Consider the following 24,079-nt stretch of genomic DNA (forward strand, 5'->3'; position numbering starts at 1 on the left):
TGTGCCCCCTCAAACCTTACGCAGGACAATGGCGAGGCAGCCATTGACGACGGACGGACGTGAAACCTCGTAACGGCCCGGCGGCAGCACCAGCTGACGCTCGAATCGGCCCTGCGGAAGCTCCATGCGATGGATGGTGGCGGTGCGCAGCTCGGAGGGGAGCACGCGCTCTCCCGAGATCTGCAGCACGCCGTTCTGGATGGCGACCTGCATGCGGGCAGGGTCCACCCCGGGCAGCGCGGCGAGGACGAGAAGCTCGTGCTCGGTCTCGAGGACGTCGACCGGCGGCTCCCAGCAGGGGGCGTGGCTGCGGGCGCGCGCCGGCGCCGGGGCGGCGGGCTGGAACATCTGCCGGTGCAGGCGCTCCGCGCGGTTCAGCATCTCGACGGCGTCCGACCACATCCAGGCGCGGGGGTCGTTCTTCTTCATGATGGCTCCTGCGGGGTGAGGATTTCGGCCGCAGCCGTCCCCCGCCAGCGGCATATGGGGTGGCGTCGGCGCCGCGCCAGAGTGCCGGGATGCATTATATCGCGAACGATATTTTCATTTCCGCAAGCTCAGGGGAGGTCTTGCGAAAGCGGAATGGCATACCGGCCGGGGCGCGGCGGCGGTTCGGGCCGCACGCTTCAGCGATAGCGCGCGCCACGGCCGGGCGCTTGCCGGAGCGCACGGCGGCGGCGACAGGAAGCCGGAGAGGGAGAGGGAAGAGGAGGCGCGGCGGCGGCCGCTCAGGCCGAGCCGGCGTCGGCGGCGGGCGCCGGGGCGGGCGTGACCGGCCGGGACTCGCGGAAGGTCCACAGCGCGTTGCCGGCATAGTGCCAGAGCACGAGAAGCCCGGTGCACAGCAACTGGGCCGGCAGATAGGGCAGGCCCAGCACCCGGGTGAAGAGCGTCATCAGCAGGGCGTTGAGGCCGAGGCCGATCCCCGCGACGGTGAAGAACTTGCCGGCCGCCTCGGCATGAGACTTCGAGGAGCGGAAGGCGATGCGGCGGTTGAGCTGGTAGTTGACCAGCCCGCCGACCAGGAAGCCGGCGGTGGAGGCGAGCACCGGCCCCAGCCCGGCCCCCCGCACCAGCGCGACGAGCACGGTGTACTGCGCCAGCGTGCCGACCGCGCCGAGCGCGGCGAACAGCAGGATGTGGCGCAGCCGCGCGATGAGCGGCGCATGGCGCAGACGCGCCGCGCCATGCCGGCCGGCGGCGGGGCCGGCCTGCGCCGTTCCCGCCCCGTCTGCCGCGCCCTCAAGGGCTTTCCGCTCCGTCATCGCGCGGGCTCCGGCCTCAGGGCTTGCTCGCCCGGGCCACCGTCTCGCTGCCGGCGTCCTTCAGCGACACGGCGGGAGCGTCGGGATCGGTGCCGGTGGGGCCGTCCTCGCGGTCGTCCCACGGCAGCGGCTCGGCGAGCGGGGTGTGGCGCGCCCGCAGGTCCACCGCCATGGCGAGCGGCACGCCCATGCGGCTGATGGTCTTGTAGGTCATGCCCGACATCACGTCGTCGCAGCCGACATTGCGCGCGGTCAGCAGGAAGTCGGCGGCGTCCCAGTCCTCGACCATGTCGACATTCGGGCCGAGATAGGTGGAGGCCTGCACGTCCTCGGCGCAGACCGCCACCTTGTAGCGGCGCGGCCCGGCGGCCACTTCGTGCTCGATGCCGCGGCGCAGGGCGATGGCGGCCTCGCGCACGCTGGACGACCAGTAGTCGCCCTCGAACCGGCCCCAGGCGCCGGCGGTGCCGCCGACCAGCTCGTTATAGGCGACATATTCGTAAGGGTGCATCCGCACGAAGGTGCTGACATTGAAGCCGAACACCGCCAGCGCCAGCGCCGCGAAGGCGAACCCGGCCGGCCGCGACTGCCGCACCAGCCCGCGCCACGCCGCCTGCAGCCCCAGCGCCGCCAGTATGGTCACCGGCGGCAGCACGAACAGGAAGTGGCGGATGCCGTTATAGAGCGGGGGATGGTCGATCAGGGTGAAGACCACCGGCACCGCGATCGCCAGCAGCAGCGGCAGGAAGCCGATCGCCCGGCGGGGATGGCGCGCCAGCGCCGCACGCAGGCCCACCCGGCGCAGCACGCCGATGCCGGCCGCGAGGCCCGCGCCCAGCGCGGCGAGAAGGCCGAGCAGCGTGATCTCCGGCAGCTTGATCAGCAGATACTCCGACATGTAGGTGCCGGGCACCTGGCCGATCGGGGTGTCCTTGCCGTTGATGAGGGTGGAGAGGTCGAAGGTGAAGTTGTTGAAGGTGCCCATCGCCGCGAACAGGTTGGTCGGCGGCAGCACCGACCACGGCCAGGTCACCGCCATGATGGCGAGCGCCACGAGGCCGGCGATGATGAGGCGGGGCAGCAGCCGCAGCGGCAGGCGCGGATCGCGCAGCAGCACGCTGGCGAAGCCGATGGTGAGCAGCAGGTAGAACACCGCGAAGACGCCGCCGACGCGCTGGCCCAGCGCGCCGCCGACCGCGATGCCGAGCCCCACCATCACCCGGCGGGACGGCAGCTCCGGCAGCCGCACCACCATGAGGGTGATGAAATAGAGGCTCCACAGCATGGCGGCCGCGAAGGGCACGTCCTTGGTGTGGGTGAACATGGCGCCGCCATACATGCCCGTCACCGCGAGCAGCAGCACCGCCATGATGCCGGCCTTCTCGCTGCCGAGCAGCCGGGCGAGCCGCCACACCCCGAGCAGGCCGACAAAGCCGAAGCCGGCCGAGAGCAGGTGCCGCCACTCATAGACCGGCAGCGGGACATAAGGCTCCAGCCCCGCGGCGATCATGTCGAACAGGCCGCCATAGAGATAGAGGTTCACATAGTGGAAGGCCCGGTCGTCGGTGAAGCCGCTGCCGTACCAGGCCAGCAGGAGCTGGCCATAGGTGTGCTGCACCGGCTCGTCATTGCTGATGCCGTAGTCGCGGAAGACCACGACGATCCACACCGCCAGCCCGGCGAACAGGGCGAGGCTGGCGAGCCGGGTGAGGCTGGTGGAGCGCCACGCGCTCACCAGCGCGGAGAAGGGACGCAGGCCCGCAAGGGGGAAGTCGGCGACGCGCAGGCTCACAATTCGATACCGGGCACGAGAGAAGGGGCGTGCCGGTCGTCGGCACGGGCGGAACGGGCGGCGGGCAGCAGGTCCGGCATCGGGGCGGAGAACCCGACCTCGTCGGCGACAAGATACAGCGGGCGCTGTTTCACCTCTGTGAAGATGCGGCCGATATATTCACCCATCACCCCGAGGCTGATGAGCTGCACCCCGGAGAGGAACAGCATGCCGACCATGATCGAGGCGAAGCCGGGGGTGCGCACGCCGAACACCAGCGTCTCGCCGACGAGGTAGGCACCGTAGAGCGCCGAGAGCAGGGCGAGGCCGACGCCGACCAGCGACCACACCCGCAGCGGCACCATGGAGAAGGAGGACAGCCCGTCGATCGCGTAGCGCAGCAGGCGCAGCATCGAGAAGGAGCTTGTCCCCGCGACGCGCTCGGCCACCTCGAAGGCGATCTCCTCCTGGCGGAAGCCGACCCAGCTCGTGATGCCCTTCATGAAGCGGTTGCGCTCCGGCAGGGCGTTGATGGCGTCGACCACCCGGCGGTCGAACAGGCGGAAATCGCCGGCACCCTCGGGAATGTCGACCTCGCACATGGCGCGGAAGAAATGATAGAAGCCGCGGCTGAACAGCCGGCGCGGCAGCGGATCGGTCTCGCGCGAGCGCCGCACCGCGATCACCATCTGCACCCCGGCGCACCAGCGCTCGATCATCTCGGGGATGACCTCCGGCGGGTGCTGGAGATCGGAGTCCATCAGCACCACCATGTCGCCGCTGGCGGCGCGCAGGCCGGCCGCCATGGCCGCCTCCTTGCCGAAATTGCGGGCGAATCGCAGCGCCTTGACCGCGGGATCGCGCGCCCCGAGAGCAACCAGGGTGGCAAAGCTCGAATCCCGGCTGCCGTCGTCGACAAAAACAAACTCGCGCTGCAGGTCGGGATAGGCATCCAGCACCTGACACAGGCGTGCATGCAAAGCTTCGAGACAGCGCGCCTCGTTATACACGGGGACGACGATGGATATCAGGCGGGCTGACCCTAGGGCGCGTGCGGACATGGCGGTTTCGGTTGTTGAAGAGGGAACACGGCACATCAACGTAATGACGAGAGACTACATTACGTAAATTTGCTTTCAGCTCAAGCAGGATGTAAGGTATTATTGAATTGTGATATTTGTTTGGCCCCAAAAGACATGAATGATGACCTCAAGGCGATAGTAATTTGCGCCGATGACTACGGTTTGAGCGAGGGCGTTTGTGAGGCAATCGAGGCGCTGGTGATCCAGGGCCGGCTCTCCGCCACCGGGGCAATGACCGGATTGCCGGCATGGCGCCGCCGCGCCGCCGATTTCCGCGCCCTCACCGCCCGCCACCCCGCCGATGTCGGCCTGCACTTCACCCTCACCGGCCAGCGCGCGCTGACGCCCGCCCGCGGCCTCGCCCAGGACGGCCGGCTGCCGGAGATCGGCTCGCTGATCCTGCGCGCGCTCGGCCGCAGCCTGCCGCTTTCCGCCATTCGCGACGAGCTGCGCGCCCAGCTCGACGCTTTCGAGGACGGTTTCGGCGCGGCGCCGGATTTTCTCGACGGCCACCAGCATGCCCACGCCCTGCCGGGCATCCGCGACATCGTGATCGAGGAGCTCGCCACCCGCTATCCCGGACGGGCGCTTTGGGTGCGCAACTGCACCGAGCGGCCCTCCCACGCGCGGCAGCGGCGGCTGGGGCTCGGCAAGGCGATGCTGATCGGCACGCTGGGCGCCGGGCTGGCGCGCCGCGCGGCGGAAGCGGGCCTGCCGAGCAATGACAGCTTCCGCGGCCTGTATGATTTCTCCGAGCGCGTGCCCTATCGCGAGGTGTTCCGCGCCAGCCTGTCCGGGCCGGGGGAGCGGGTGCTGGTGCACTGCCATCCCGGCGTGGTCGACGACGAGCTGCGCGGGCTCGACCCGCTGCTGGAGCCGCGCGAGCGGGAGCTGGCCTATCTGCGCTCGGCCGACTGCCTTGAGGACCTTGTGGCCGCCGGGGTGCGGCCGGCCCGTTTCCACGAGACCGGGCGGGAGGGGCGCGGCCAGGCGGCGGCGCGGCCGGAGCCGGCGGGCGCCGCCTAACCCTTTTGGACGACAGCGCTTTCCGTCGCCGGCGCGGCGTCGTCATTGCCGACCAGCCGGCCCTCCTCGGCCTTGTAGTAATACTGGCTGGCGACCAGCCAGCCCTTCAGCGGTCGCAGGGGCGGTATACAGGTAAGCAGCAGGAAAGGCAGCGTCGTCACCAGATGCACCCAGTAGGGCGCGGCGAAGGCGACCTCCAGCCAAAGCCCGAACATGACCGCCGGGATGCAGCCGAAGCAGATGACGAAGAACGCCGGCCCATCCGCCGGGTCGGCGAAGGAATAGTCGAGCCCGCACACCTCGCAGCGTGGCGCCAGCGTCAGGAAGCCATTGAACATGTGGCCTTTTCCGCAGCGGGGGCAGAGCCCGCGCACGCCGGTGGCGATCGGCGACAGCGGCGGCCATTCGGTCTGGGACATTGGAAAGCCCTTATCCATACCTTCATTGATCCGCATTGAATGTAGTCAATGCTGCATACAAATACAATTCAATTGACCCCGTCCTTTCCCGGCGCGGGACGCGGCGGATAGCCGCGCGCGGCCACCCTCCCCCGCCAGGGCCGGCCTGTCCGAAAGGTGGCGGGTCGGTGCGGTGAGGTGGACGATGCGGCCGACATCGCCCCGTCCGCGACGACCTGACGCAGCGGCCATGATCCGGTTGACAGAGACGCGTTACACGATATTATCGTGCACGATATTTCAACCCGGAGCTGCCGGCGCCTGCCGTGCCGACCGCCTCCACCCCCACCCGGCGCGCCGCGCCGGCCCCTCCCCGGCGGTGCCGGAACCGGCCCGCCTCCCCTGCCTTCCATCCAGCGAGGATCGACCCATGAGCGTGAATGTTCTCTACCGCACCACCGCCACCGCCACCGGGGGCCGCGACGGCGCCGCCAGGACCGCGGACGGCACCTTCGAGGTGAAGCTCGCCACCCCGAAGGAGCTCGGCGGCGCCGGCGGCCCCGGCAACAACCCCGAGCAGCTCTTCGCCGCCGGCTATTCCGCCTGCTTCCTCGGCGCGATGAAGTTCGTCGCGTCGCAGGGCGGCCCCAAGGTGCCGGCCGACACCACCGTGACCGCCACCGTCGGCATCGGCCCGCGCTCGGAAGGCGGCTTCGGCCTCGACATCGACCTTGCCATCTCGCTGCCGGGCCTGCCGAAGGAAGAGGCCGAGGCGCTGGTGGAGAAGGCCCACCAGGTGTGCCCCTATTCCAACGCCACCCGCAACAATGTCGACGTCCGCCTGACCGTCGCCTGAACCGCGGGGCGGCGCGCGCGCCCGCTTTTGCCTCGCGGCCCCCTCCCGGGGGCCATCGGGCGGCGTGCCGCGCCGCCCGCCCTGCGTTCCGTGAGGCCCCCGCCCGGGGGCCTCATTCGTTTCGGAGCCTCACTCGGCCTCCGCCGCCGCGCAGAGCAGGGCGAAGCCGCAGGCGGCGGCCAGCGCCCACATGCCGTGGACGAAGGCCCCGCTCTCGATGAGGTTCACGCCCTTCTCGGCAAAGGCGGCGCACAGCGCGGCGCTGGCGAGGTGAAGCTGGGGGAACATCGGGGCAGTCTCCCTTTCAGGTTGAGCTGCCTTGCTATTCATACCATTCTGGGCGCAACCGGAATGGCTTCGGCCGCAACGCCTCCCGCAACGATCCGCAATGGCCCGCAACGCCGACCTGCTGCCCGCCCGCGCCGCCTTTGCGCGGCTGCTGGACGAGTATCTGCGGAAGGGCACGCGTCCCGGCGCGTTGCAGGGCCAATCCCGCACCAATGTGGAGTTCGCCGACCGGATCGCCTCCAGCCTGCAGGGCTCGGAGACAGGAGTGGTCGCCGCCACGACGGTGGGCTACTGGCGCCGGGGCGCGACCCTGCCCAAGGAGATCATGCCGATTCTGGACGCCCTGTTCGGCGATGTTGCCGGGCAGAAGGCCGACCGCGACCGGCTTTTCACGGCCTATCTGGCCGCCGCTGCGGAGAAAGCCGGCACCGCCCCCGCCGAGCCGGAAACCTCCCTCACCACCCTCGCCGAGACGGCGCCCGACCCGGCCGGTGCGGTCTGGGTGGCGCAAGGCGACCGGTTCGTCATCGACCGCTCGGGGCGGCCCTCCGACATCGCCGCGGCGCAGGACCCGCAGCTCCGGCAGATGCAGGACGTGGTGCGCGGCTTCGCCGAGGACCTCGCCATCGCCACGGCGCGGCTGCACAATGCGCCAAGCTGGTCGCTGCTGCACCGCGCCGCCCGCGACCTGCACGCGCTGCTTGACGGCGACCCCGGGCAGATGCCGGGCAAGCTGGCCACGGCCTATGGGCTGCTGCTGCGGCTCGGCCGCTGCCTTGAAACCCACAAGGAACTCGCCGCCGACCCCACCCAGCCGGACGACCCTCTGCCGCCCGCCATCCATGGCCCGCTGCGCGACGTGGTGCGGCTCGCCGCGCCGTGGCTGCGCGGCTTTCCCACCGTCGCGGGCTGGGACGATGCCGCCGGCAAGGCGCTGGTGCGCGCCGACCTTTATGAGCCCGCCCGCCGCTTCGCCCGCATCGCCCACGCCGAGGGCGCGATCGGCGCGGCGGACGCCGCCGCGATCGAGGCGCTGGCGGCCGCCGCCGGCCCCGGCTTCCTCGGGGAAAAAGCCGGGGCCCGGGCGGTGGCGAGCCTCACCAATCTCGCGGTCGCCGGGGCCGGGGCGGTTCTGGGCGGCGGCGTCAGCCCGCTCCTCGCCGAGCGGGCGCGGGCGACGCTGGCGACGGCCCCCGCCGAGGTGGCGGCGCTGGCGGAAAGCCGGCCGGACGACCTGAAGCACGCGCTGCTCTTCGCGGTGGAAGAGGCGGCGCGGGCGGGGGAGATTGAGGCGGGCGCCGGATCACAGGAGGAAGAAAGGGGCGCGGCGGCGCCGGAGAGTGAACCGGCGCCGGAGGTAGAAGCTGCCCTGCCCGAGTCGATACCGGAGGATGTCGAGGCTCAGGCGAGGGCGATGATCCTCGAAGGCTACGCCCCGCCGGTGGCGTGGCGGCCATTCATCAAGGGTCTAAACTTTCAGGGTACAGAGCTAGAGAGCCTGGAGCCACTTGCCGGACTTGACGCTCTCTCATGGCTCACCCTCAGCCAAACAGCGGTCACCGACCTCACCCCGCTCGCCGGACTGACAGCCATTTCACTGATCGACCTGCCCGATACAAACGTTACCGACCTTTCCCCCCTCGCCGGGATGACCGCCCTTTCATGGCTCGACTTGTGCCGCACCAAGGTCACCGACCTCACCCCGCTCGCTGGAATGACCGCGCTTTCACACCTCGACCTGCTCAGCACAAAGGTGACGGACCTCGCCCCGCTCGCTGGATTGACAGCCCTTTCATGGCTCAACCTGAACGGCACCAAGGTCACCGACATCACCCCGCTAGCCGGTCTAACCGCGCTCGACCGCCTCGACCTGCGCAATACCTCGGTCACAGACCTCGCCCCCCTCGCCGGGCTGACCGCCCTCACATGGCTCTTCGTGAGTGACTGGGGCGTCGCCCACTTCGCCCCCCTCGCCGGCCTACCCAACCTCAATGCTCTCTCGACACCGAACGACCCCTAACCCCCTCCCCCTAAAAACACTCCGGTAACCACCTGCGCCGCATCGTGTCGCCGCGCCGCACGGCGATTCGACGAGACGAGTGGTTCCATGAGTAACGTGATCCCCTTTCCCGCCCGTCCCGCCGCGGCGGAGGACGACGACGAGATCGACCTCTTCACCGCCGTGGATGTCGCGATCCGCGACCTGCGCGACCTCATGCTGCGGCTGCAGGGCGACGAGGCCGGGCGGCGGCAGGCGCATGAGTGCCTCAGCATGCTCTCGCGCGCGCTGGAAGGGGCCCAGCAGCAGGCCTGAGGCCGCCGCCAGCCAGGGCGGGCCCGGCCGGGGAAGGCCGGCTCAGGCGAAGAAGCTCTTCAGCAGGTAGAGCCCGGTCTCGACCAGCCCCCACACCACGCCGGACACCACCCCCAGCGAGGCGATGGCGATGGCGCCGCCGGCGAGGACCCACAGCCCGTCGCCGGCGAGGATGCCCAGCGCCAGCACGCACACCGCCAGCGCCGGCAGCATGTTGCCGAGCGGGATCGGCAGCACCAGCACGGTCGCCAGCACGAAGCACATGGCGCCGACCAGGTTCTCCCCCGGCGGGCGCGCCAGCGCGCCGAGCCGGGGCCGCAGCAGCCGCTCCGCCCGCGCCAGCCACGGCGCCGCCTTGTTGATGAAGCCGGCGAATTCGCTGCGCCCGATCGAACGGTCGGCGATGACGCGCGGCAGCCACGGCTCGCGGCCGAGCGCGAGCTGGGCGGCGAGGAAAATGAGCGGCGCCCCCAGCACCGAGGAGGTGCCGGGCGGGGTCGGCAGCACGTTGGGCAGGGCGAAGATGAACATCAGCGGCCCGAAGGCGCGCTCCTGCATCTCGCTCACGAGGTCGCCGATGGCGATGCGCTCGCGCGATTCGTCATTGGCGATGTCGCTGAGCATCTCGGAAAGCCGGGGCGCGCTCTCGCCCGCCTCGGGCTCTTCCCGCGGCTCCGCCGCCCGCCCCTCCCGTGGCTCCGCCGCCCGCTCCTCCCGCGGCTCCGCAGCGGGGCCGGCCGTGCCCTGCGGGGCGGCCGGCGGCGGCGGGGTGGGCTCCGCGGCCGCGGGGTCGGGACTGAGCTTCGGGGCCGGCTTGGACATGAACGCTCCCGCAAAACCGGCGCGGCCCGGCCGCCGCGCCTTTCGCCTCACATAGGCACGCCCGCCGCGGTTGGCCAGCGCGGCGCGACCGCCGCCGGCCGGAGGCGGTCCCGTCAGGTCCAGCTGAACAGGAACGCGCCCACCGCGATCAGCAGGATGACGGTGACCGCCACCCAGTGCCTGGCAGAAAAATCGTGCATGGTCATGACGGTTCCCTCGCTGCGGCCGGCCGGGCGGCGGGCCCGGCGCCATCGCTTCGACTTGGACCAGGACGGCGGCGGCGTCAAATGCCGAATAACGTCGGGGAAGCCGCCCGCCCCCGGCGGCCGCGCCGGCACCGGCGCGCGGTTTCGCGCCGCAATGCGGTCATCATGTTACCGGGGTTCCGCTGCGACCAGCGTCTATGCTCGCACGCATGCGAAAGCCGGCCGTCCCGGCGACGCTGCCCGATGCCTTCCCGACCCTTTGCGATCGCCGGACGCCGAACATGTTTCTGAAGAGCACCGACCCCACCCCCGGCCCCCTGCCGGAGCTGGAGGTGGCCGACCCGACCTTCGAGCTCGCGCCCATCGCGCTGTGGCTGGAGGACTTCTCGGGGGTGCAGGCGCTGTTCGACGAGTGGCGGGCGCAGGGTGTCACCGCGCTGCGCCCCCACCTGGCCGAGCATCCCGCCCGGGTGCGGGACTGCGCCGGCCGCATCCGCATCCTCAAGGTCAACCGGCGCACGCTGGCGCTGTTCGGCGCCGACGATCTCGCCCATCTCGTCGCCAATATCGACCGGGTGTTCCGCGACGACATGCTGCGCACCCATGTCGAGGAGCTGGCGCAGCTCTTCGACGGCCGCACCGGCTTCTTCAGCAACACGGTGAACTACACCCTCGCCGGACGGCGGCTCGACATCCAGCTCAACGGCACCGTGCTGCCCGGCCACGAGGCGCGGCTCGACCGGGTGCTGGTGGCGACCGAGGATGTCACCGCCCGGGAGACCGCGCGGCGCCAGGTGGAACAGGCCGAGCACCATGCCCGCGGCCTGTTCGAGCACTCGCCCTGCTCGCTCTGGGTGGAGGACTTCTCCACCATCCGCCAGCTCATGGACGAGGTGCGGGCGCGCGGCATCGAGGATTTCCGGGTCTTCACCGACGTCCACCCGGAATTCGTCGAGCGCTGCATCAGCGAAATCCGGGTGATCGACGTCAACCGGCAGACGCTGGACATGTTCGGCGCCCCGGACAAGGCGACGCTGCTGCGCAATCTCGGCACGGTGTTCCGCGACGACATGATGCGCTCGTTCCGCGAGCAGCTCGTCGACCTGTGGAACGGGCGGCTGATGCACCAGCGCGAGGCGGTGAACTACACGCTGGCGGGGGACGAGGTGCATGTCCACCTGCAGTTCAGCGTGCTGCCCGGCCATGAGCGCGACTGGGCGCTGGTGCAGGTGGCGCTCACCGACATCACCGCGCGCAAGAAGGCGGAGGCCTATCTCGAATATCTCGGCAAGCACGACGTGCTCACCCGGCTGCACAACCGCTCCTTCTATGCCGACGAGCTGAACCGGCTGGAACGCAAGGGGCCGTTCCCGGTCACGGTCATCATCGTCGACCTCAACGAGCTGAAGAGCGTGAACGACCAGCTCGGCCACGCCGCCGGCGATGCGCTGCTGCGCCGGGCCGGCGAGGTGCTGGGCAAGGTGGTGGAGCCGCCGCGCTGCGCCGCCCGCATCGGCGGCGACGAGTTCGCGCTGCTGCTGCCGGCCACCGACGCCGAGGGCGGCCGGGCGGTGATCGAGAACATCGGCAAGCTGATGGAGCTGAACAACCAGTTCTACACCGGGCCGCGGCTGAGCTTCGCCGTCGGCCTCGCCACCAGCCAGCCGGGCGAGCGGCTGGAGAACGTGGTGAAGCGGGCCGACCTCGACATGTACGCCATGAAGCGCCAGCTCGCCGGCGCCCCGGCCGCGGCGACGCCGACGCTCTGAGGCCGGCCCGGGGGGCGCCGCCACCGCGCGCCCCTGCCCCGGCCGCGACCGCGCGGCCTCAGTCGGCGGCGGCGGCGAGGTCGGCGGTGTGGACCACGCAGAGCTTGTTGCCCTCGGGGTCGCGGAGATAGGCACCGTAATAGTCCTCCCCATAGTGCGGGCGCGGGCCCGGCGCGCCTTCGTCGTGGCCGCCTTCGGCCAGCCCCGCCCGCCAGGCGGCCTCCACCGCTTCCGGCGAGGGCGCGGCGAAGCTCACCTGCAGGCCGTTGCCCCAGGTGGCGGGCAGCCCGTTGAAGGGTTCCTGCACATAGAATTGCGGCCAGCGCCGGCCGGGGCGCATCCACAGCACGCCGGGCGGGCCGCCATCGCCGCCCTCCTCCGCCGGCCCGCGCACCAGCCCGAGCGGGGCCAGCAGGGCGTCGTAGAACCGGCTCATCCGCTCGAGGTCGCGCGCGCCGACGATGATGTGGCTGAACAGCGGCATTGTCATACTCCCTGCGACCGCCGCGCGCAGGGCGAGGCGCGGCATGGTCGCACAGAGCCCCCGCCTGCGGCGAGGCGTCCGTGGCGCGCGCGCCCCGAAAGCCGATATCCAGAGGTGTCGGCACGTCTTCCGGCCGGCCGTCGCCGCGACGGGCCGGCCCCTCGGCGGGGGATCGCATGGGTCAGAAACGGGTGTCGGGAACGGTCACGCCGCCGCGCGCGACCTGCGCCGGCGAAGGCGGCGTCGCGACCATCGCCGCCGGCGGCGGCCGCACGGCCTTCACTGCCCGGAGCGAGGCTCCCGCCGCGACCGGGGGAGGAGCGCGGCCGGCCGCCACCGGCGGGACCGCGGGACCGGGACCGGAGGGCGGGCCGGCGCGCGAGCCCGCCGCGCCGCACGGCCCGCGCCGGGGCGCCCTGCGGCGCGGCTCGCTCGGCGCCGGGCATATCCTGTTCTTCGTCGTCGCCGCGGCGGCCCCGCTCACCGCGGTGCTGGGCGGGGTGCCGGGGGCGATCGCCTTCGGCCATCCCGCCGGGGTGCCCGGCGCCTTCGTCATCGCCGGGCTGCTCTACCTCGCCTTCGCCGCCGGGCTCACCGCCATGGCCCGCCACATCGCCAATGCTGGGGCCTTCTACGCCTATATCGGCGCGGGGCTGGGGCCGGCGGCGGGGCTGGCCGGCGCGTTCCTCGCCCTGCTGGCCTATCAGGCGATCCAGATCGCGGTGTACGGGCTGCTCGGCCTCGTGCTGGCGCAGGCCAGCGCCGGGCTGCTGCCGGACGGCGCGCGCGCGCCGTGGTGGGCGGGCTCGGCGCTCGCCATCGCCGCGGTGCTGGCCTGCGGCCGGCGCAACGTGCTGTTCTCCAGCCGGGTGCTCGGGGTGTGCCTGACGCTGGAACTGGGGGTGCTGGTGGCGGTGGATCTCGCCATGCTGGCCCATGGCGGACCGCAGGGCTGGAGCCTCGCCCCCTTCGCGCCGCGCGAAATCCTGGCGCCGGGGCTGGGCGCGGCGATGGTGTTCGTCATCGCCTGCTTCGTCGGCTTCGAGGCCACCGCCATTTTCGGCGAGGAGGCCCGCCGGCCGGCGCAGGACATTCCCCGCGCGACCTATGGCGCGGTGGCGCTGATCGCCGTGCTCTACGCCGCCTCCGCCTATGCCGCGCTGGTGTTCCACGGCGAGGCGGCCGTCGCCGAGGCGGCCCGGTCCGACCCGACCGGGCTCTATCTCGGGCCGGCACGGGCGCTGCTCGGCGAGGGGGTGGCGGAGACGATGAACCTGCTGCTGATGCTCAGCCTGTTCGCCTGCGCGCTCTCGCTGCACGGGGCGATCGCGCGCTATCTCTTCGCGCTGGCCCGCAACGGGGTGGGCACCCACTGGCTGGCGACGCCGCACCCCCGCCATGGCGGGCCGAGCCGGGCCGGGCTGGCGCAGAGCGCGGCGGCGGCGGGGATGCTGGCGGTGTTCGCGCTGACCGGGCAGGACCCGTTCGCGGTGGTGTTCTCCTGGATGAGCGCGCTCGGCAGCCTCGCCATACTGGCGGTGCAGGTGCTCTGCGCCGCCGCCATCATCGCCTTCTTCCGGGCCGATCCGCGCGGGGTCGGCCGCTTCCGCCGGCTGGTGGCGCCGGCCCTCGCCGGGGCGGGCCTCACCGCCTGCCTGCTGCTGGTGGTGATGAACCTGCCGCTGCTCGCCGGCTCCGACAGCGCCGAGGTGCACGCCTTCCCCGCGCTGGTCGCGCTGGTCGGGCTCGCCGGGGCGGTGCTCGGCCGGCTGAAACGGCCGCAGCCGCTGCGCGGTGACGACGCCGGCGGCGCGTGAAGAGTCGACATCGCCGCGATTGCGCAGTAAACCCGTCGCGAAGCGAATTACATGACCTTCCGGTTCATCTGGAAGATTTCACTTAAATGGATTGTAAATGAGCAATCTCCATCAGGAACGTGTCCTCAGCGTTCACCACTGGACCGACAATCTCTTCACCTTCACCACCACCCGCGACCCCGCGCTGCGCTTCAAGAGCGGGCAGTTCGTGATGATCGGGCTGGAGGTGAACGGCAAGCCGCTGCTGCGGGCCTATTCCATCGCCAGCGCGCATTACGAGGACACGCTGGAGTTCTTCTCCATCAAGGTGCAGGACGGCCCGCTGACCTCGCGGCTGCAGCACCTGAAGGAGGGTGACAGCGTCATCGTCGGCCGCAAGCCCACCGGCACGCTGCTGGTGGATTATCTCGTGCCCGGCCGGCGGCTCTACCTGCTCGCCACCGGCACCGGCCTCGCGCCCTTCCTCAGCCTGATCAAGGACCCCGAGACCTACGACAATTACGACAAGGTCATCCTCGTCCACGGCACCCGCACCGTCGCGGAGCTGGCCTATGCCGAGCTCATCACCGAGCAGCTCCCGGACGACGAGTTCCTCGGCGAGATCGTGCGGGAAAAGCTGGTCTATTACCCCACGGTGACGCGCGAGCCCTTCCGCAACCAGGGCCGCATCACCGACCTCATCACCTCCGGCAAGCTGTTCGCCGATCTCGGCCTGCCGCCGCTCGGCAAGGAGGACGACCGGGTGATGCTGTGCGGCAGCCCGCAGCTCCTGGACGACATGCGCGTCATCCTCAAGGAGCGCGGCTTCGAGGAAGGCTCCACCACCGAGCCCGGCGATTTCGTGATCGAGAAGGCCTTCGTCGAGAAGTAGCCGCCGGGCCGCACTGGCGAAACGGAAAAGGCCGGACCCGCGAGGGTCCGGCCTTCGTCATGTCAGGGGGCCGCGATGGGCACCCGATCGGGCTTCTCTTCAGGGGCGCTGCGAAAACGGCGTGGCGCGGAAGCGGCCGGGGCCGGTGGGGCGCACGCCATAGGCGTCGGCCTTGCCCTCGCGGGCGATTTCGTCCGGCGACAGCTCGCGGTATTCGGCGTCGATCACCGTCACATCGGCGCGGGTGCGCGCCACCGGCCGGCGGGGGCCGAACAGCTTGTAGGCGAGACCCGCCAGCAGGGCGACCGGAAACACGACCAGGAACACGCTTGCCGCCACCAGGGCCAGCGCCGTGCCAATGGCGAGCGCCGCCGCGACGGCAAGAGCGACCTGCCAGCCGCTGATGCGCCTCACGGTGAATCGCACGCGCTCATAAGGGTCGGACGGGTTCATCTCGGTCGTTTTCCTCCTGTCGCGGATCATCCGCGCTGTTCTTCATATGGGAAAATCGCGGCACTCTTCCAGCGGCCGCGGACAAATCCGCGCGAGGTGGCCCCGTTCGCCCGCCCACGGAGACCAACCGGCCCTGCCGCGCCCGCCCCCGCCGCCAGACGCCCGCCTGCGCGAGGTCCGCGTTTCGATCGTTGAAAGGTCCGGCAGCGCGCCGCCCCTTCGCAACACCGCGGCGGCGGCCGCCTCACCGCCGGCGGCCGAGACGGGCCGGCCGGCGCAGCGGCAGCGGCACCGCCTCCTCCGGCAGTCCCGGCCCGGCTTCCGCCTCGGCGACGGCGAGCGCCGCGCCCGCCACCGCGGCGGACCCGGCGGCGAGCACCACCTGCTGGTCCGCCGGCTGGTCGAACGAGACCGGCTGCACGGCAAGCTGCGGCGCGGTCTCGTCGCCCACCGCGAAGCGGCCGAGAGGCACATGATCCTGCGAGACCTTATCCTGCGAGGCCCGGTCTTGCGAGGCATCGAACACCGCGCCGCCATAGGCCGGGGCGGACTGGGCGCCGCCGTCCCAGATCTCGTGGATGTGCAGGGTCTGGATCGCGCCGGCCTCGCCCACCGGCATGCTGGCCCAGGCCCCCACCGCGACCAGCCCGGCACAGAGCGCCCCGACGATGGGCGCGCCCACCGACACGCGGGGGCGCCGCACCGCGGCGGCCATCACCACCGCGCCGCGCCCCGCCATTTCCGCCCGCTCCGCAGCGCTCCACAGCTCACCGGCATCGGAGGTCTCGATCTCGATCGCCACACCCTTCAGGCTGCGCCGGCGCAGCGCGCGGTGCCGGGCGAGGCCGAGCACGAAGGCCCGGGCGCTGCCGCCGGCGTCGCACAGCCGCGCCACCAGCCGGGCGTCGCCCTTGGGGAGATAGCCGATCAGCACGCCGCGGCGGTGGACGCTGACCGCGAAGGGGCGTCCTATATCCGCCGGCAGACGGTTCAGCTCAAGTTCGAGGCCCGGCCGCAGCAGGGCGCCCGGATTGGCCGCGCACCCCTCGCGACCAAGACCTTCGATCTGGGACGACCACGTTTCCATGGGACTTCACCCGCCATGAATTCCCCAACCAGCGCCTGCAAGAAGAAGGGCGTCAATTGTGGCACAATCACGTCAAGAGCGTGACGAACCGGCAACCGAGTCATCCTCGGGCAAGCCTCGGCGTCCGCAATACGCTGCACCGCAGCACTTTCACTTCACGAACCGCCGCGCGGAGACACCATGATCGTGCGTCCTGCTGGGGAAGCCGACCTTCCCTCCCTCCTCCTGATCTACAATGATGCGGTGCTGAACTCGACCGCGATCTGGAACGACACGCCCGCCGACCTCGCCAATCGCGCCGCCTGGCTCACCGACCGGCGGGCGCGGGGCTATCCCGTTCTGGTGGCGGAGGCGGAGGGCGCGGTGCTGGGCTATGCGAGCTTCGGCGATTTCCGCCCGTTCGAGGGCTTCCGCATCAGCGTCGAGCACTCGGTCTATGTCGCGGGCGCGGCGCGGGGGCGCGGCGTCGGGCGGGCGCTGGTGGAAGCGCTGTTGGCCCCGGCCCGGGCGCTCGGCAAGAAGGTGATGATCGGCGGCATCACCGCCGGCAATGCCGCCTCGCTGGCGCTGCACGCCCGGCTCGGCTTCGTCGAGACCGGCCGGCTGCCCGGCATCGGCACCAAGTTCGGCCAGCGGCTCGACCTCGTCTTCGTGCAGAAGGAACTGGACGAGGGCTGAGGCCACCGCCACGCCCCGCCCGCGCATGAAAAAGGGGCGCCCGACGGCGCCCCTTTCCCGGTGCGGAAACCGCCGCTCAGTAGCGGTAGTGGTCCGGCTTGAACGGCCCCTCGACGGTGACGCCGATATAGGCCGCCTGCTCCGGCGAGAGCTTGGTGAGCTTCACGCCGAGCTTCTCGAGGTGCAGCGCCGCGACCTTCTCGTCGAGGAACTTCGGCAGGGTGTAGACCTTGCGCTCATACTTGCCCGCATTCGCCCACAGCTCGATCTGCGCCAGCGTCTGGTTGGCGAAGGAGGAGGACATGACGAAGGAGGGGTGGCCCATGGCGTTGCCGAGATTCACCAGCCGGCCCTCGGAGAGCAGGATGATGCGGCGGCCGGAGGGGAACTCGATCTCGTCCACCTGCGGCTTGATGTTGGTCCACTTCAGGTTGCGCAGCCCGGCGACCTGAATCTCGTTGTCGAAGTGGCCGATGTTGCAGACGATGGCCCGGTCCTTCATCTGCCGCATGTGGTCGACGGTGATGATGTCGCGGTTGCCGGTGCAGGTGACATAGATGTCGGCGCGGGAGAACGCCTCCTCGATCGTCGTCACCTCATAGCCTTCCATCGAGGCCTGCAGCGCGCAGATCGGATCGACCTCGGAGACGATGACGCGGGCGCCGGCCTGCCGCAGCGAGGCGGCGGAGCCCTTGCCGACATCGCCGAAGCCGGCGACAAAGGCGACCTTGCCGGCCAGCATCACGTCGGTGCCGCGGCGGATGGCATCCACAAGCGATTCGCGGCAGCCATAGAGGTTGTCGAACTTCGACTTGGTGACGCTGTCGTTTACGTTGATCGCCGGGAACAGCAGCTTACCCTGCTCCGCCAGCTTGTAGAGCCGGTGCACGCCGGTGGTGGTCTCCTCCGAGACACCGCGGATGGCGGCCGCGACCTCGGCGAACCAGCCCTTCGGCTTCTCCGCCAGCAGCCGCTTGATCAGGCGGAAGAAGATTTCCTCCTCCTCCGAGCCGGGATGTTCGAGGAAGCCGGCGTCGCCCTGCTCGGCGCGCAGGCCGTTATGCACCAGCATGGTGGCGTCGCCGCCATCGTCGAGGATCATGTTCGGCACGCCGCCGCCCTGCCAGTCGAACAGGCGGGCGGTGAAGTCCCAGTATTCCTCCAGGCTCTCGCCCTTGTAGGCGAAGACCGGGATGCCGGCGGCGGCGATCGCGGCGGCGGCGTGGTCCTGGGTGGAGAAGATGTTGCACGACACCCAGCGCACATCGGCGCCGAGCGCCTTCAGCGTCTCGATTAGCACCGCGGTCTGGATGGTCATGTGCAGGGAGCCGGCGATGCGGGCGCCCTTCAGCGGCTGGGAGGGACCGTATTCGGCGCGGATGGCCATGAGGCCCGGCATCTCGCTCTCGGCGAGATCGATCTCCTTGCGGCCGAATGCGGCCAGCGAGATGTCCTTCACGATATATTCGCTGGCGAGGGTCATGAGCGTATCTTCCATTGGCTGCGACGGGCGGCTGGGGTTTACCAGCCGGCCCGGCCGCTGGCAATAACGATATAAAGATGTCTTTATATCGACACGCGCAGCGTGCCGCCGCCGCTCCGCGCAGCCGCGGCCAGCCCGCCGGCCCCGCCGCAGGGTCCGCCCTGAACGTCGCCTGGCCCCGCCCTTCTGCCTCGGCGGGCTTGCCCCGGCCTGACACCGCCGGCCGCTGGTGGCGGAAGGTGGCCCGGCGTGCGGACACGGGCGGCCGGGGGGTCGCCAGCCGGCGGGCACGCGGGCGCAGCCCGCCGGAGCGCAGGCGACACGGTTCGGGAAAGCGCATGGGCCGGCACGCACGGGCAGCGCCCACGGGGCTTACCGGCGTCGCGGGCGGAGCGTGTCCAGGTGGGCAGGCTCGGACGGACGGGCGGACGGACGGACGGACGGCGCGCGGTGACGGCGGGCCGGCTATTCCTCCTCGCCGAAGCGGCCGGCGACCAGCGCCTCCAGCGCCTCCAGCGCGGCCACCGCCTGCGCCCCGCTGGCCTCGACGGTGATGACGGTGCCCGGCGCGGCGGCCAGCATCATCAGCCCCATGATCGAGGTGCCGCCCACGGTCTCGCCGCAGCGGGTTACCCGCACATCGGCGTCGAAGCGCTCCACCGTCTGCACGAACTTGGCGGAGGCCCGCGCGTGCAGGCCCCGCTTGTTGAGGATGGGAAGCTCCCGCTTCAGCGCGGCGGGCGTGTCCGTCATCGGGGGCTGCGTCATTTTCCGGCGAGCACACGGCTGGCGATGTTGATGTATTTGCGCCCGGCGTCCTGGGCCTGCGCCACCGCCTGATCCAGCGGGACTTCGGCGCGGACGGTGGCGAGCTTCACCAGCATCGGCAGGTTGATGCCGGCCACGACCTCGATGTCGGGCGCGTTCATCACCGAAATGGCGAGATTCGACGGGGTGCCGCCGAACATGTCGGTGAGGATGACGACACCCGCCCCGCTGTTCACGGACTCGACGGCGGCGAGTATGTCCTTGCGGCGCTGCTCGATGTCGTCGTCGGGGCCGATGGTGATGGCTTCGATCTGGGACTGCGGCCCCATCACGTGCTCAAGAGCCGAGCGGAACTCGCTGGCCAGATGTCCATGGGTTACGAGTACGAGTCCGATCATTCTGCTCCGCCGTCCGCTGAGCGGTTCGGCTCCGAGGGCGTGCCTGCCGCCTCAATCGAGGGGCCGTCATCATCGTTGCACTGCACCAGATTGGCAAGGCCTGCCGCATATTTGATCTAAATCCATGGTGTATCGCCTGCAGCCTCGTCATCGAGCCCCGGCGCGGTAAGGGCGTACGCAATCACCGCGTGCACCGGGTCCATGCCGGGGCCGAGCGCGAGGCGCGCCAGCGCCACCCCGGCGAACGACGCGGTGCGGCCGGGCGGCGGCAGGCGCTCGGCATCGGTGGCGGCAAGGTCGACCAGCAGCCGCAGCGGGACCGGCGCCAGCGGCTGCAGCCGCCGCAACCCCAGGCCGCGAACCTCCAACAGGCCGGCGAGCGCCGGGGCCGGGCGTGCCAGCAGCCGGCCCTCCACAACCTCCACCAGCACCCGGTCGTCGGCCACCAGCCGGGTCTCGGGGAGGATTCCGGCGCGGCCGGCGAGGATGAGCGCGAAGGCGAGGTGCGATTTGCCGCAGCCCGAGGGGCCGCGGATCAGCACGCCGTGCCCGCCAATGGCGACGCAGGCGCCGTGCAGCGTGCCCGCCGGCACCTCGCCGGTCCCCTGCCCCTCGGCCGGCGCGGACGGCGGTTCCTCCGGCGGGTGCGCGGCCATGGCCGTCACACCGCCGGCAGGCGGATGATGAAGCGGGCGCCGACCACGCCCTCCGCCGCGGGCACCACCGGGGCCGGCTCGGCCTTGCGGCGGCCGCGCCGCGCCGGCTTCGGCGCCGTCACCGCCTCGGCGAAGCGGTTCTCCGCCCAGATCCGCCCGCCATGGGCCTCGACGATCTGGCGCGAGATGGAGAGGCCGAGGCCGGAATTCTGGCCGAAGCCCTGATCCTCCGGCCGGTCGGTGTAGAACCGCTCGAAGATGCGGGTCAGCGCGTGCGGGGGAATGCCGGGCCCGTCGTCGTCGACGACGATCTCGACCTGGTCGCGCAGCCGCCGGCACGTCACCCGCACCTCGCCGCCCTGCGGCGAGAACGAGCGGGCATTGTCGATGAGGTTGTTGATGACCTGGCCGAGCCGGGAATCATGGCCGGGCACGACGAAGGCGCCATTCGCCGCACCGCCCGGCTCATAGGTGAGGGCGATGGTCACCCCGTCGCCGCGGCGCACGTCGTTCTGCACCCCGATCACCGTGCCCAGCAGCCGGGTGAGGTCCACCGGGGCGGATTCCTGGCGCTGCAGCTCGGCGTCGAGCCGGCTGGCGTCGGAAATGTCGGTGATCAGCCGGTCGAGCCGCTTCACATCGTGCTGGATCACCTCCATCAGCCGGGCGCGGGACGCGTCGTTGCGGGCGAGCGGCAGCGTCTCCACGGCCGAGCGCAGCGAGGTGAGCGGGTTCTTCAGCTCGTGCGAGACGTCGGCGGCGAAGCTTTCGATCGCCTCGATGCGGGAATAAAGCGCGTCGGTCATGTCGCGCAGCGCGCCGGAGAGATGGCCGATCTCGTCGGAGCGCTGGGTGAAGTCGGGAATCTCCACCCGCTGCCGGGTGCGGCGGCGCACCCGCTCGGCGGCGTCCGCCAGCTTGCGCACCGGCCCGGCGATGGTGCCCGCCAGCAGGAAGGACAGCAGCATCATCACCGCGATGGCGACCAGGAACACCCGCACGATGACGAAGCGCTCCGCCGCCACCGCCTCGTCGATCTCGCCGCCCTGCGTGGAGAGCAGCAGCGCGCCGAGAATGGCGCGGAAGCGCTGCACCGGCACCGCCACCGAGACGATGACCTGGCCGCGGTCGTTCACCTGCACCGCGCTCGCCTTCTGCCCCAGCAGGGCCTGCTCCACCTGCGGGTAGCCCTTGCCGTTGTTGGGGCCGAGCTCCCTGTAGAGCGGCAGGTCGCCGCGCTGGAACCACATCTGCACGCTGTTCCAGCCGCGCTCCATCCAGTTCGGCTTGCGGGTGGTGGGGGCCGGCAGCTCGAAGCGCAGGATCTCGCCGCGGGAATAGAGCGAGCTGGAATCCAGCAGCAGCGCGCCGTCGCGGTCATAGATGCGGGCGCGGGTGCCGGTGGGCTCGACGAGCCGCTTCAGCACCGGGGCGACGCGCTCGGGATTGATGGGGAATTCGAGCGGGGCGAAGCCTTCCTCGCCGGGGCCGTAGCTCTCGCCGGCCTTCAGCTCCAGCAGCCGCTCGGGGTCGATGGTGATGGCGTTGGTCTCGACCTGGGCCGAGGCGGCGATGGCGCCGGCGATGATCTCGCCCTGCACCAGCAGGCTCTGCACCCGGGCGTCGATGAGGCCGGCGCGGAACTCGGAGAGGTAGAGAATGCCCGACACCAGCAGGAACATGCCGGTGAGGTTCAGGAAGACGATGCGGCGGGTGAGGCTGGAGAAGCTCTTGAACGCCACGAAGCGCCGCACCCGGCGCAGCAGCGCCAGCAGGTCGGCGAGCGGGCCCAGCCGCACCGTGCGGCGGCGCGCCAGCCGGGCGGCCGGGTCGCGCGCGGGCGGGCGGGGCTCGGCGCCCTCGCCCTCCCCGGCGGCGCGCGTGGAGTCGGGATCGAGCAAAGGCCCGCTACTCCTTGAAGCGGTAGCCGACGCCGTACAGCGTCTCGATCATCTCGAAATTGTCGTCCACCACCTTGAACTTCTTGCGTAGCCGCTTGATGTGGCTGTCGATGGTGCGGTCATCGACATAGACCTGATCGTCATAGGCCGCGTCCATCAGCGCGTTGCGGCTCTTCACCACGCCGGGGCGGGTGGCGAGCGCCTGCAGGATGAGGAACTCGGTGACGGTGAGAATGACGTTCTCGCCCTTCCAGGTGCAGGTGTGGCGCTCCGGGTCCATGCGGAGCTGGCCGCGCTCCAGAACCTTGGCGCTGTCGGTCTCGCGCGGCAGGGTGCCGTCCTTGGGGGCGAAGCGGCGCAGCACCGCCTTGACCCGCTCCACCAGCAGGCGCTGGGAGAAGGGCTTCTTGATGAAGTCGTCGGCGCCCATCTTGAGGCCGAACAGCTCGTCGATCTCGTCATCCTTGGAGGTGAGGAAGATCACCGGCATGTCGCTCTTCTGGCGCAGGCGGCGCAGCAGCTCCATGCCGTCCATGCGCGGCATCTTGATGTCGAAGATCGCGAGGTCCGGCGGGTTGGAGCGGAAGCCGTCGAGCGCCGTCGCGCCGTCCGTGTAGGTCTGGATGCGATAGCCTTCCGATTCGAGCGCGATCGACACCGAGGTGAGGATGTTGCGGTCGTCGTCGACAAGGGCGATGGTCGGCATGAAACGAGCTTTCCTGTTCGGCCGCGAAATTCAGGTGGCTCGCGGTGAACCGTGCCGGCGTGGCCAGAATGTGACAGGCAACAGGCGACCGGGAAAATAGCGCGCTTTTCGGCGCGTGGCCAAGCCGGACGGGCGCATCCTCGCCAGCGGGCGCCCGGCCCACCCGTTCACCGACCGGAAACGGCAACGCAGCACACGGCAGAAGGAGGCCGCGGATGAACGCCGAAACCCAGCACGATCAAGGCTTCGACCCGGCCCGGGCGGCCCGCACGCTGCTGCGGGAATCCACGACCGGGGCGCTGGCGACGCTGGATTCCGACGGCACCCCCTATGCCTCGCTGGTGCAGGTGGGGACGCTGCCGGACGGGGCGCCGACGCTGCTGCTCTCCGGCCTTGCCCGCCACACCCGCAACCTGAAGGCCGATTCGCGCGCCTCGCTGCTGCTCGACGAGCGCGGCCGGCCCGGCGCCGCCCCGGGCGAGGAGCTGCAGCGCGCCTGCCTCACCCTCACCGGCCATGTGGTGCCGACCGACGACGCGGCGGCGCGGCGGCGTTTCCTGCGCCGGCACCCCGACGCCGCGCTGTTCGCCGGCTTCCGCGACTTCGGCTTCTACCGGCTGGAACCGGCGCAGGGCCATCTCGTCGCCGGCTTCGGCCGCATCGTCGACCTCTCCGCCGCCGAGCTGCTCACCCCGCTTGCCGGCGCCGAGGGCGTGCTGGCGGCCGAGGAGGGCGCGGTTGTCCACATGAACGCCGACCATGCCGACGCGGTGGCGCGCTACGCCACCGTCCTGCTCGGCGCCGCGCCAGGCGCGTGGGAGCTGATCGACATCGACCCGGAGGGCTGCGGGCTGATGGCCGGCGGGGTGGTGCGCCGGCTCGACTTTCCCCGCCGCATCGGCGCCGGGGAGGAGCTGCACCGGATGATGGTGGAGCTGGCGCAGGCAACCCGCCCCGCCCCGCCGGCATGAGCGGACGGG

25 protein-coding genes are annotated in these 24,079 nt (G+C 71.0%); 9 read left to right on the forward strand and 16 right to left on the reverse strand.

Features of this window, described 5'->3' with window-relative positions; all coding sequences use genetic code 11:
• Positions 1-9: 9 nt before the first annotated feature.
• The 4 genes from KHC27_RS07415 to KHC27_RS07430 form a co-directional block, all read right to left on the reverse strand.
• Entirely contained in the window at positions 10-429 is a 420-nt protein-coding gene (locus KHC27_RS07415) for an Hsp20/alpha crystallin family protein (RefSeq protein WP_213337007.1), read from the reverse strand.
• A 299-nt stretch (positions 430-728) separates the two neighbouring features.
• Positions 729-1,265 carry a GtrA family protein gene (locus KHC27_RS07420; protein ID WP_213337009.1) on the reverse strand — a complete coding sequence of 179 codons (537 nt, stop codon included), beginning with the start codon at positions 1,263-1,265 and terminating at the stop codon, positions 729-731.
• A 16-nt stretch (positions 1,266-1,281) separates the two neighbouring features.
• A complete protein-coding gene (locus tag KHC27_RS07425) occupies positions 1,282-3,057 on the reverse strand; it encodes an ArnT family glycosyltransferase (protein WP_343210858.1) in 1,776 nt (591 codons plus the stop codon).
• A complete protein-coding gene (locus KHC27_RS07430; RefSeq protein WP_213337011.1) occupies positions 3,054-4,097 on the reverse strand; it encodes a glycosyltransferase family 2 protein in 1,044 nt (347 codons plus the stop codon). Before KHC27_RS07430 ends, KHC27_RS07425 begins: the two co-directional genes overlap by 4 nt.
• A gap of 135 nt (positions 4,098-4,232) precedes the next feature.
• On the opposite strand from KHC27_RS07430, the gene KHC27_RS07435 reads away from it, so the two are divergent.
• A complete protein-coding gene (locus KHC27_RS07435; protein WP_213337012.1) occupies positions 4,233-5,144 on the forward strand; it encodes a ChbG/HpnK family deacetylase in 912 nt (303 codons plus the stop codon).
• On the opposite strand, the gene KHC27_RS07440 is transcribed toward KHC27_RS07435, so the two are convergent.
• Entirely contained in the window at positions 5,141-5,563 is a 423-nt protein-coding gene (locus tag KHC27_RS07440; protein ID WP_213337014.1) for a DUF983 domain-containing protein, read from the reverse strand. The two genes, KHC27_RS07435 and KHC27_RS07440, sit on opposite strands and share 4 nt — an antisense overlap.
• A 409-nt stretch (positions 5,564-5,972) precedes the next feature.
• Here KHC27_RS07440 and KHC27_RS07445 point away from each other — a divergent pair, with 409 nt between their 5' ends.
• Positions 5,973-6,398 carry an organic hydroperoxide resistance protein gene (locus KHC27_RS07445; RefSeq protein ID WP_213337016.1) on the forward strand — a complete coding sequence of 142 codons (426 nt, stop codon included), beginning with the start codon at positions 5,973-5,975 and terminating at the stop codon, positions 6,396-6,398.
• 129 nt (positions 6,399-6,527) lie between these two features.
• Here the strand turns inward: KHC27_RS07445 and KHC27_RS07450 are convergent, their stop codons facing one another.
• Positions 6,528-6,686 (reverse strand): hypothetical protein, encoded by a 159-nt coding sequence (locus KHC27_RS07450; protein WP_213337019.1) that lies wholly within the window; start codon positions 6,684-6,686, stop codon positions 6,528-6,530.
• 100 nt (positions 6,687-6,786) lie between these two features.
• Between KHC27_RS07450 and KHC27_RS07455 the strand changes: the two genes are divergently transcribed.
• A complete protein-coding gene (locus KHC27_RS07455) occupies positions 6,787-8,706 on the forward strand; it encodes a leucine-rich repeat domain-containing protein (protein WP_213337022.1) in 1,920 nt (639 codons plus the stop codon).
• An 87-nt stretch (positions 8,707-8,793) separates the two neighbouring features.
• Positions 8,794-9,000, forward strand: coding sequence for a hypothetical protein (locus tag KHC27_RS07460; protein ID WP_213337024.1), 207 nt, complete (start codon positions 8,794-8,796; stop codon positions 8,998-9,000).
• Positions 9,001-9,042: 42 nt separating this feature from the next.
• Here the strand turns inward: KHC27_RS07460 and KHC27_RS07465 are convergent, their stop codons facing one another.
• A complete protein-coding gene (locus tag KHC27_RS07465) occupies positions 9,043-9,624 on the reverse strand; it encodes an exopolysaccharide biosynthesis protein (RefSeq protein ID WP_213337316.1) in 582 nt (193 codons plus the stop codon).
• 691 nt (positions 9,625-10,315) lie between these two features.
• Here KHC27_RS07465 and KHC27_RS07470 point away from each other — a divergent pair.
• Positions 10,316-11,797, forward strand: coding sequence for a sensor domain-containing diguanylate cyclase (locus tag KHC27_RS07470; RefSeq protein WP_425514866.1), 1,482 nt, complete (start codon positions 10,316-10,318; stop codon positions 11,795-11,797).
• 58 nt (positions 11,798-11,855) lie between these two features.
• Here KHC27_RS07470 and KHC27_RS07475 read toward each other — a convergent pair whose 3' ends face one another.
• Positions 11,856-12,275: a VOC family protein gene (locus KHC27_RS07475; protein ID WP_213337318.1), complete on the reverse strand. Its 420-nt coding sequence runs from the start codon at positions 12,273-12,275 to the stop codon at positions 11,856-11,858.
• A gap of 182 nt (positions 12,276-12,457) precedes the next feature.
• Between KHC27_RS07475 and KHC27_RS07480 the strand changes: the two genes are divergently transcribed.
• Entirely contained in the window at positions 12,458-14,098 is a 1,641-nt protein-coding gene (locus KHC27_RS07480; protein ID WP_213337030.1) for an APC family permease, read from the forward strand.
• Positions 14,099-14,195: 97 nt separating this feature from the next.
• A complete protein-coding gene (locus KHC27_RS07485; RefSeq protein ID WP_213337033.1) occupies positions 14,196-14,969 on the forward strand; it encodes a ferredoxin--NADP reductase in 774 nt (257 codons plus the stop codon).
• Positions 14,970-15,068: 99 nt separating this feature from the next.
• Here the strand turns inward: KHC27_RS07485 and KHC27_RS07490 are convergent, their stop codons facing one another.
• A complete protein-coding gene (locus KHC27_RS07490) occupies positions 15,069-15,422 on the reverse strand; it encodes a hypothetical protein (protein WP_246519729.1) in 354 nt (117 codons plus the stop codon).
• A 244-nt stretch (positions 15,423-15,666) separates the two neighbouring features.
• Positions 15,667-16,509 carry a hypothetical protein gene (locus tag KHC27_RS07495; RefSeq protein WP_213337036.1) on the reverse strand — a complete coding sequence of 281 codons (843 nt, stop codon included), beginning with the start codon at positions 16,507-16,509 and terminating at the stop codon, positions 15,667-15,669.
• Between the two features lie 180 nt (positions 16,510-16,689).
• Here KHC27_RS07495 and KHC27_RS07500 point away from each other — a divergent pair, with 180 nt between their 5' ends.
• The gene (locus tag KHC27_RS07500) at positions 16,690-17,187 is read left to right on the forward strand and encodes a GNAT family N-acetyltransferase (protein ID WP_213337038.1); all 498 of its coding nucleotides are present in this window, start codon (positions 16,690-16,692) and stop codon (positions 17,185-17,187) included.
• Between the two features lie 76 nt (positions 17,188-17,263).
• Here KHC27_RS07500 and ahcY read toward each other — a convergent pair whose 3' ends face one another.
• The 6 genes from ahcY to KHC27_RS07530 all read right to left on the reverse strand — a co-directional run bounded on the left by ahcY (position 17,264) and on the right by KHC27_RS07530 (position 23,099).
• Positions 17,264-18,670 (reverse strand): adenosylhomocysteinase, encoded by a 1,407-nt coding sequence (ahcY, locus tag KHC27_RS07505; protein WP_213337040.1) that lies wholly within the window; start codon positions 18,668-18,670, stop codon positions 17,264-17,266.
• A 465-nt stretch (positions 18,671-19,135) separates the two neighbouring features.
• Positions 19,136-19,423, reverse strand: coding sequence for an HPr family phosphocarrier protein (locus KHC27_RS07510; protein ID WP_213337042.1), 288 nt, complete (start codon positions 19,421-19,423; stop codon positions 19,136-19,138).
• 11 nt (positions 19,424-19,434) lie between these two features.
• Complete coding sequence (locus KHC27_RS07515) at positions 19,435-19,836, reverse strand: PTS sugar transporter subunit IIA (RefSeq protein WP_213337044.1); 402 nt, start codon at positions 19,834-19,836, stop codon at positions 19,435-19,437.
• A gap of 116 nt (positions 19,837-19,952) precedes the next feature.
• Complete coding sequence (locus tag KHC27_RS07520; RefSeq protein ID WP_213337045.1) at positions 19,953-20,492, reverse strand: HPr kinase/phosphorylase; 540 nt, start codon at positions 20,490-20,492, stop codon at positions 19,953-19,955.
• Positions 20,493-20,497: 5 nt separating this feature from the next.
• Positions 20,498-22,393 (reverse strand): sensor histidine kinase, encoded by a 1,896-nt coding sequence (locus KHC27_RS07525; protein WP_213337047.1) that lies wholly within the window; start codon positions 22,391-22,393, stop codon positions 20,498-20,500.
• Positions 22,394-22,400: 7 nt separating this feature from the next.
• On the reverse strand, positions 22,401-23,099 hold the full coding sequence (locus KHC27_RS07530; RefSeq protein ID WP_213337049.1) for a response regulator transcription factor: 699 nt from the start codon (positions 23,097-23,099) through the stop codon (positions 22,401-22,403).
• A gap of 215 nt (positions 23,100-23,314) precedes the next feature.
• Between KHC27_RS07530 and KHC27_RS07535 the strand changes: the two genes are divergently transcribed.
• A complete protein-coding gene (locus tag KHC27_RS07535; protein WP_213337052.1) occupies positions 23,315-24,070 on the forward strand; it encodes a HugZ family pyridoxamine 5'-phosphate oxidase in 756 nt (251 codons plus the stop codon).
• Positions 24,071-24,079: the final 9 nt, after the last annotated feature.

This window comes from Ancylobacter lacus, from assembly GCF_018390635.1.
In the GTDB taxonomy this organism is placed as follows: Bacteria; Pseudomonadota; Alphaproteobacteria; order Rhizobiales; family Xanthobacteraceae; genus Ancylobacter; species Ancylobacter lacus.

What these genes read in the sequence shown, in the direction of transcription:
- KHC27_RS07415 (WP_213337007.1), bottom strand. Translation starts at nt 429, where the DNA reads ATGAAGAAGAACGACCCCCGCGCCTGGATGTGGTCGGACGCCGTCGAG.
- KHC27_RS07420 (WP_213337009.1), bottom strand. Translation starts at nt 1,265, where the DNA reads ATGACGGAGCGGAAAGCCCTTGAGGGCGCGGCAGACGGGGCGGGAACG.
- KHC27_RS07430 (WP_213337011.1), bottom strand. Translation starts at nt 4,097, where the DNA reads ATGTCCGCACGCGCCCTAGGGTCAGCCCGCCTGATATCCATCGTCGTC.
- KHC27_RS07435 (WP_213337012.1), top strand. Translation starts at nt 4,233, where the DNA reads ATGAATGATGACCTCAAGGCGATAGTAATTTGCGCCGATGACTACGGT.
- KHC27_RS07440 (WP_213337014.1), bottom strand. Translation starts at nt 5,563, where the DNA reads ATGTCCCAGACCGAATGGCCGCCGCTGTCGCCGATCGCCACCGGCGTG.
- KHC27_RS07445 (WP_213337016.1), top strand. Translation starts at nt 5,973, where the DNA reads ATGAGCGTGAATGTTCTCTACCGCACCACCGCCACCGCCACCGGGGGC.
- KHC27_RS07450 (WP_213337019.1), bottom strand. Translation starts at nt 6,686, where the DNA reads ATGTTCCCCCAGCTTCACCTCGCCAGCGCCGCGCTGTGCGCCGCCTTT.
- KHC27_RS07455 (WP_213337022.1), top strand. Translation starts at nt 6,787, where the DNA reads ATGGCCCGCAACGCCGACCTGCTGCCCGCCCGCGCCGCCTTTGCGCGG.
- KHC27_RS07460 (WP_213337024.1), top strand. Translation starts at nt 8,794, where the DNA reads ATGAGTAACGTGATCCCCTTTCCCGCCCGTCCCGCCGCGGCGGAGGAC.
- KHC27_RS07465 (WP_213337316.1), bottom strand. Translation starts at nt 9,624, where the DNA reads ATGCTCAGCGACATCGCCAATGACGAATCGCGCGAGCGCATCGCCATC.
- KHC27_RS07480 (WP_213337030.1), top strand. Translation starts at nt 12,458, where the DNA reads ATGGGTCAGAAACGGGTGTCGGGAACGGTCACGCCGCCGCGCGCGACC.
- KHC27_RS07485 (WP_213337033.1), top strand. Translation starts at nt 14,196, where the DNA reads ATGAGCAATCTCCATCAGGAACGTGTCCTCAGCGTTCACCACTGGACC.
- KHC27_RS07490 (WP_246519729.1), bottom strand. Translation starts at nt 15,422, where the DNA reads ATGAACCCGTCCGACCCTTATGAGCGCGTGCGATTCACCGTGAGGCGC.
- KHC27_RS07495 (WP_213337036.1), bottom strand. Translation starts at nt 16,509, where the DNA reads ATGGAAACGTGGTCGTCCCAGATCGAAGGTCTTGGTCGCGAGGGGTGC.
- KHC27_RS07500 (WP_213337038.1), top strand. Translation starts at nt 16,690, where the DNA reads ATGATCGTGCGTCCTGCTGGGGAAGCCGACCTTCCCTCCCTCCTCCTG.
- ahcY (WP_213337040.1), bottom strand. Translation starts at nt 18,670, where the DNA reads ATGACCCTCGCCAGCGAATATATCGTGAAGGACATCTCGCTGGCCGCA.
- KHC27_RS07510 (WP_213337042.1), bottom strand. Translation starts at nt 19,423, where the DNA reads ATGACGGACACGCCCGCCGCGCTGAAGCGGGAGCTTCCCATCCTCAAC.
- KHC27_RS07515 (WP_213337044.1), bottom strand. Translation starts at nt 19,836, where the DNA reads ATGATCGGACTCGTACTCGTAACCCATGGACATCTGGCCAGCGAGTTC.
- KHC27_RS07520 (WP_213337045.1), bottom strand. Translation starts at nt 20,492, where the DNA reads ATGGCCGCGCACCCGCCGGAGGAACCGCCGTCCGCGCCGGCCGAGGGG.
- KHC27_RS07530 (WP_213337049.1), bottom strand. Translation starts at nt 23,099, where the DNA reads ATGCCGACCATCGCCCTTGTCGACGACGACCGCAACATCCTCACCTCG.
- KHC27_RS07535 (WP_213337052.1), top strand. Translation starts at nt 23,315, where the DNA reads ATGAACGCCGAAACCCAGCACGATCAAGGCTTCGACCCGGCCCGGGCG.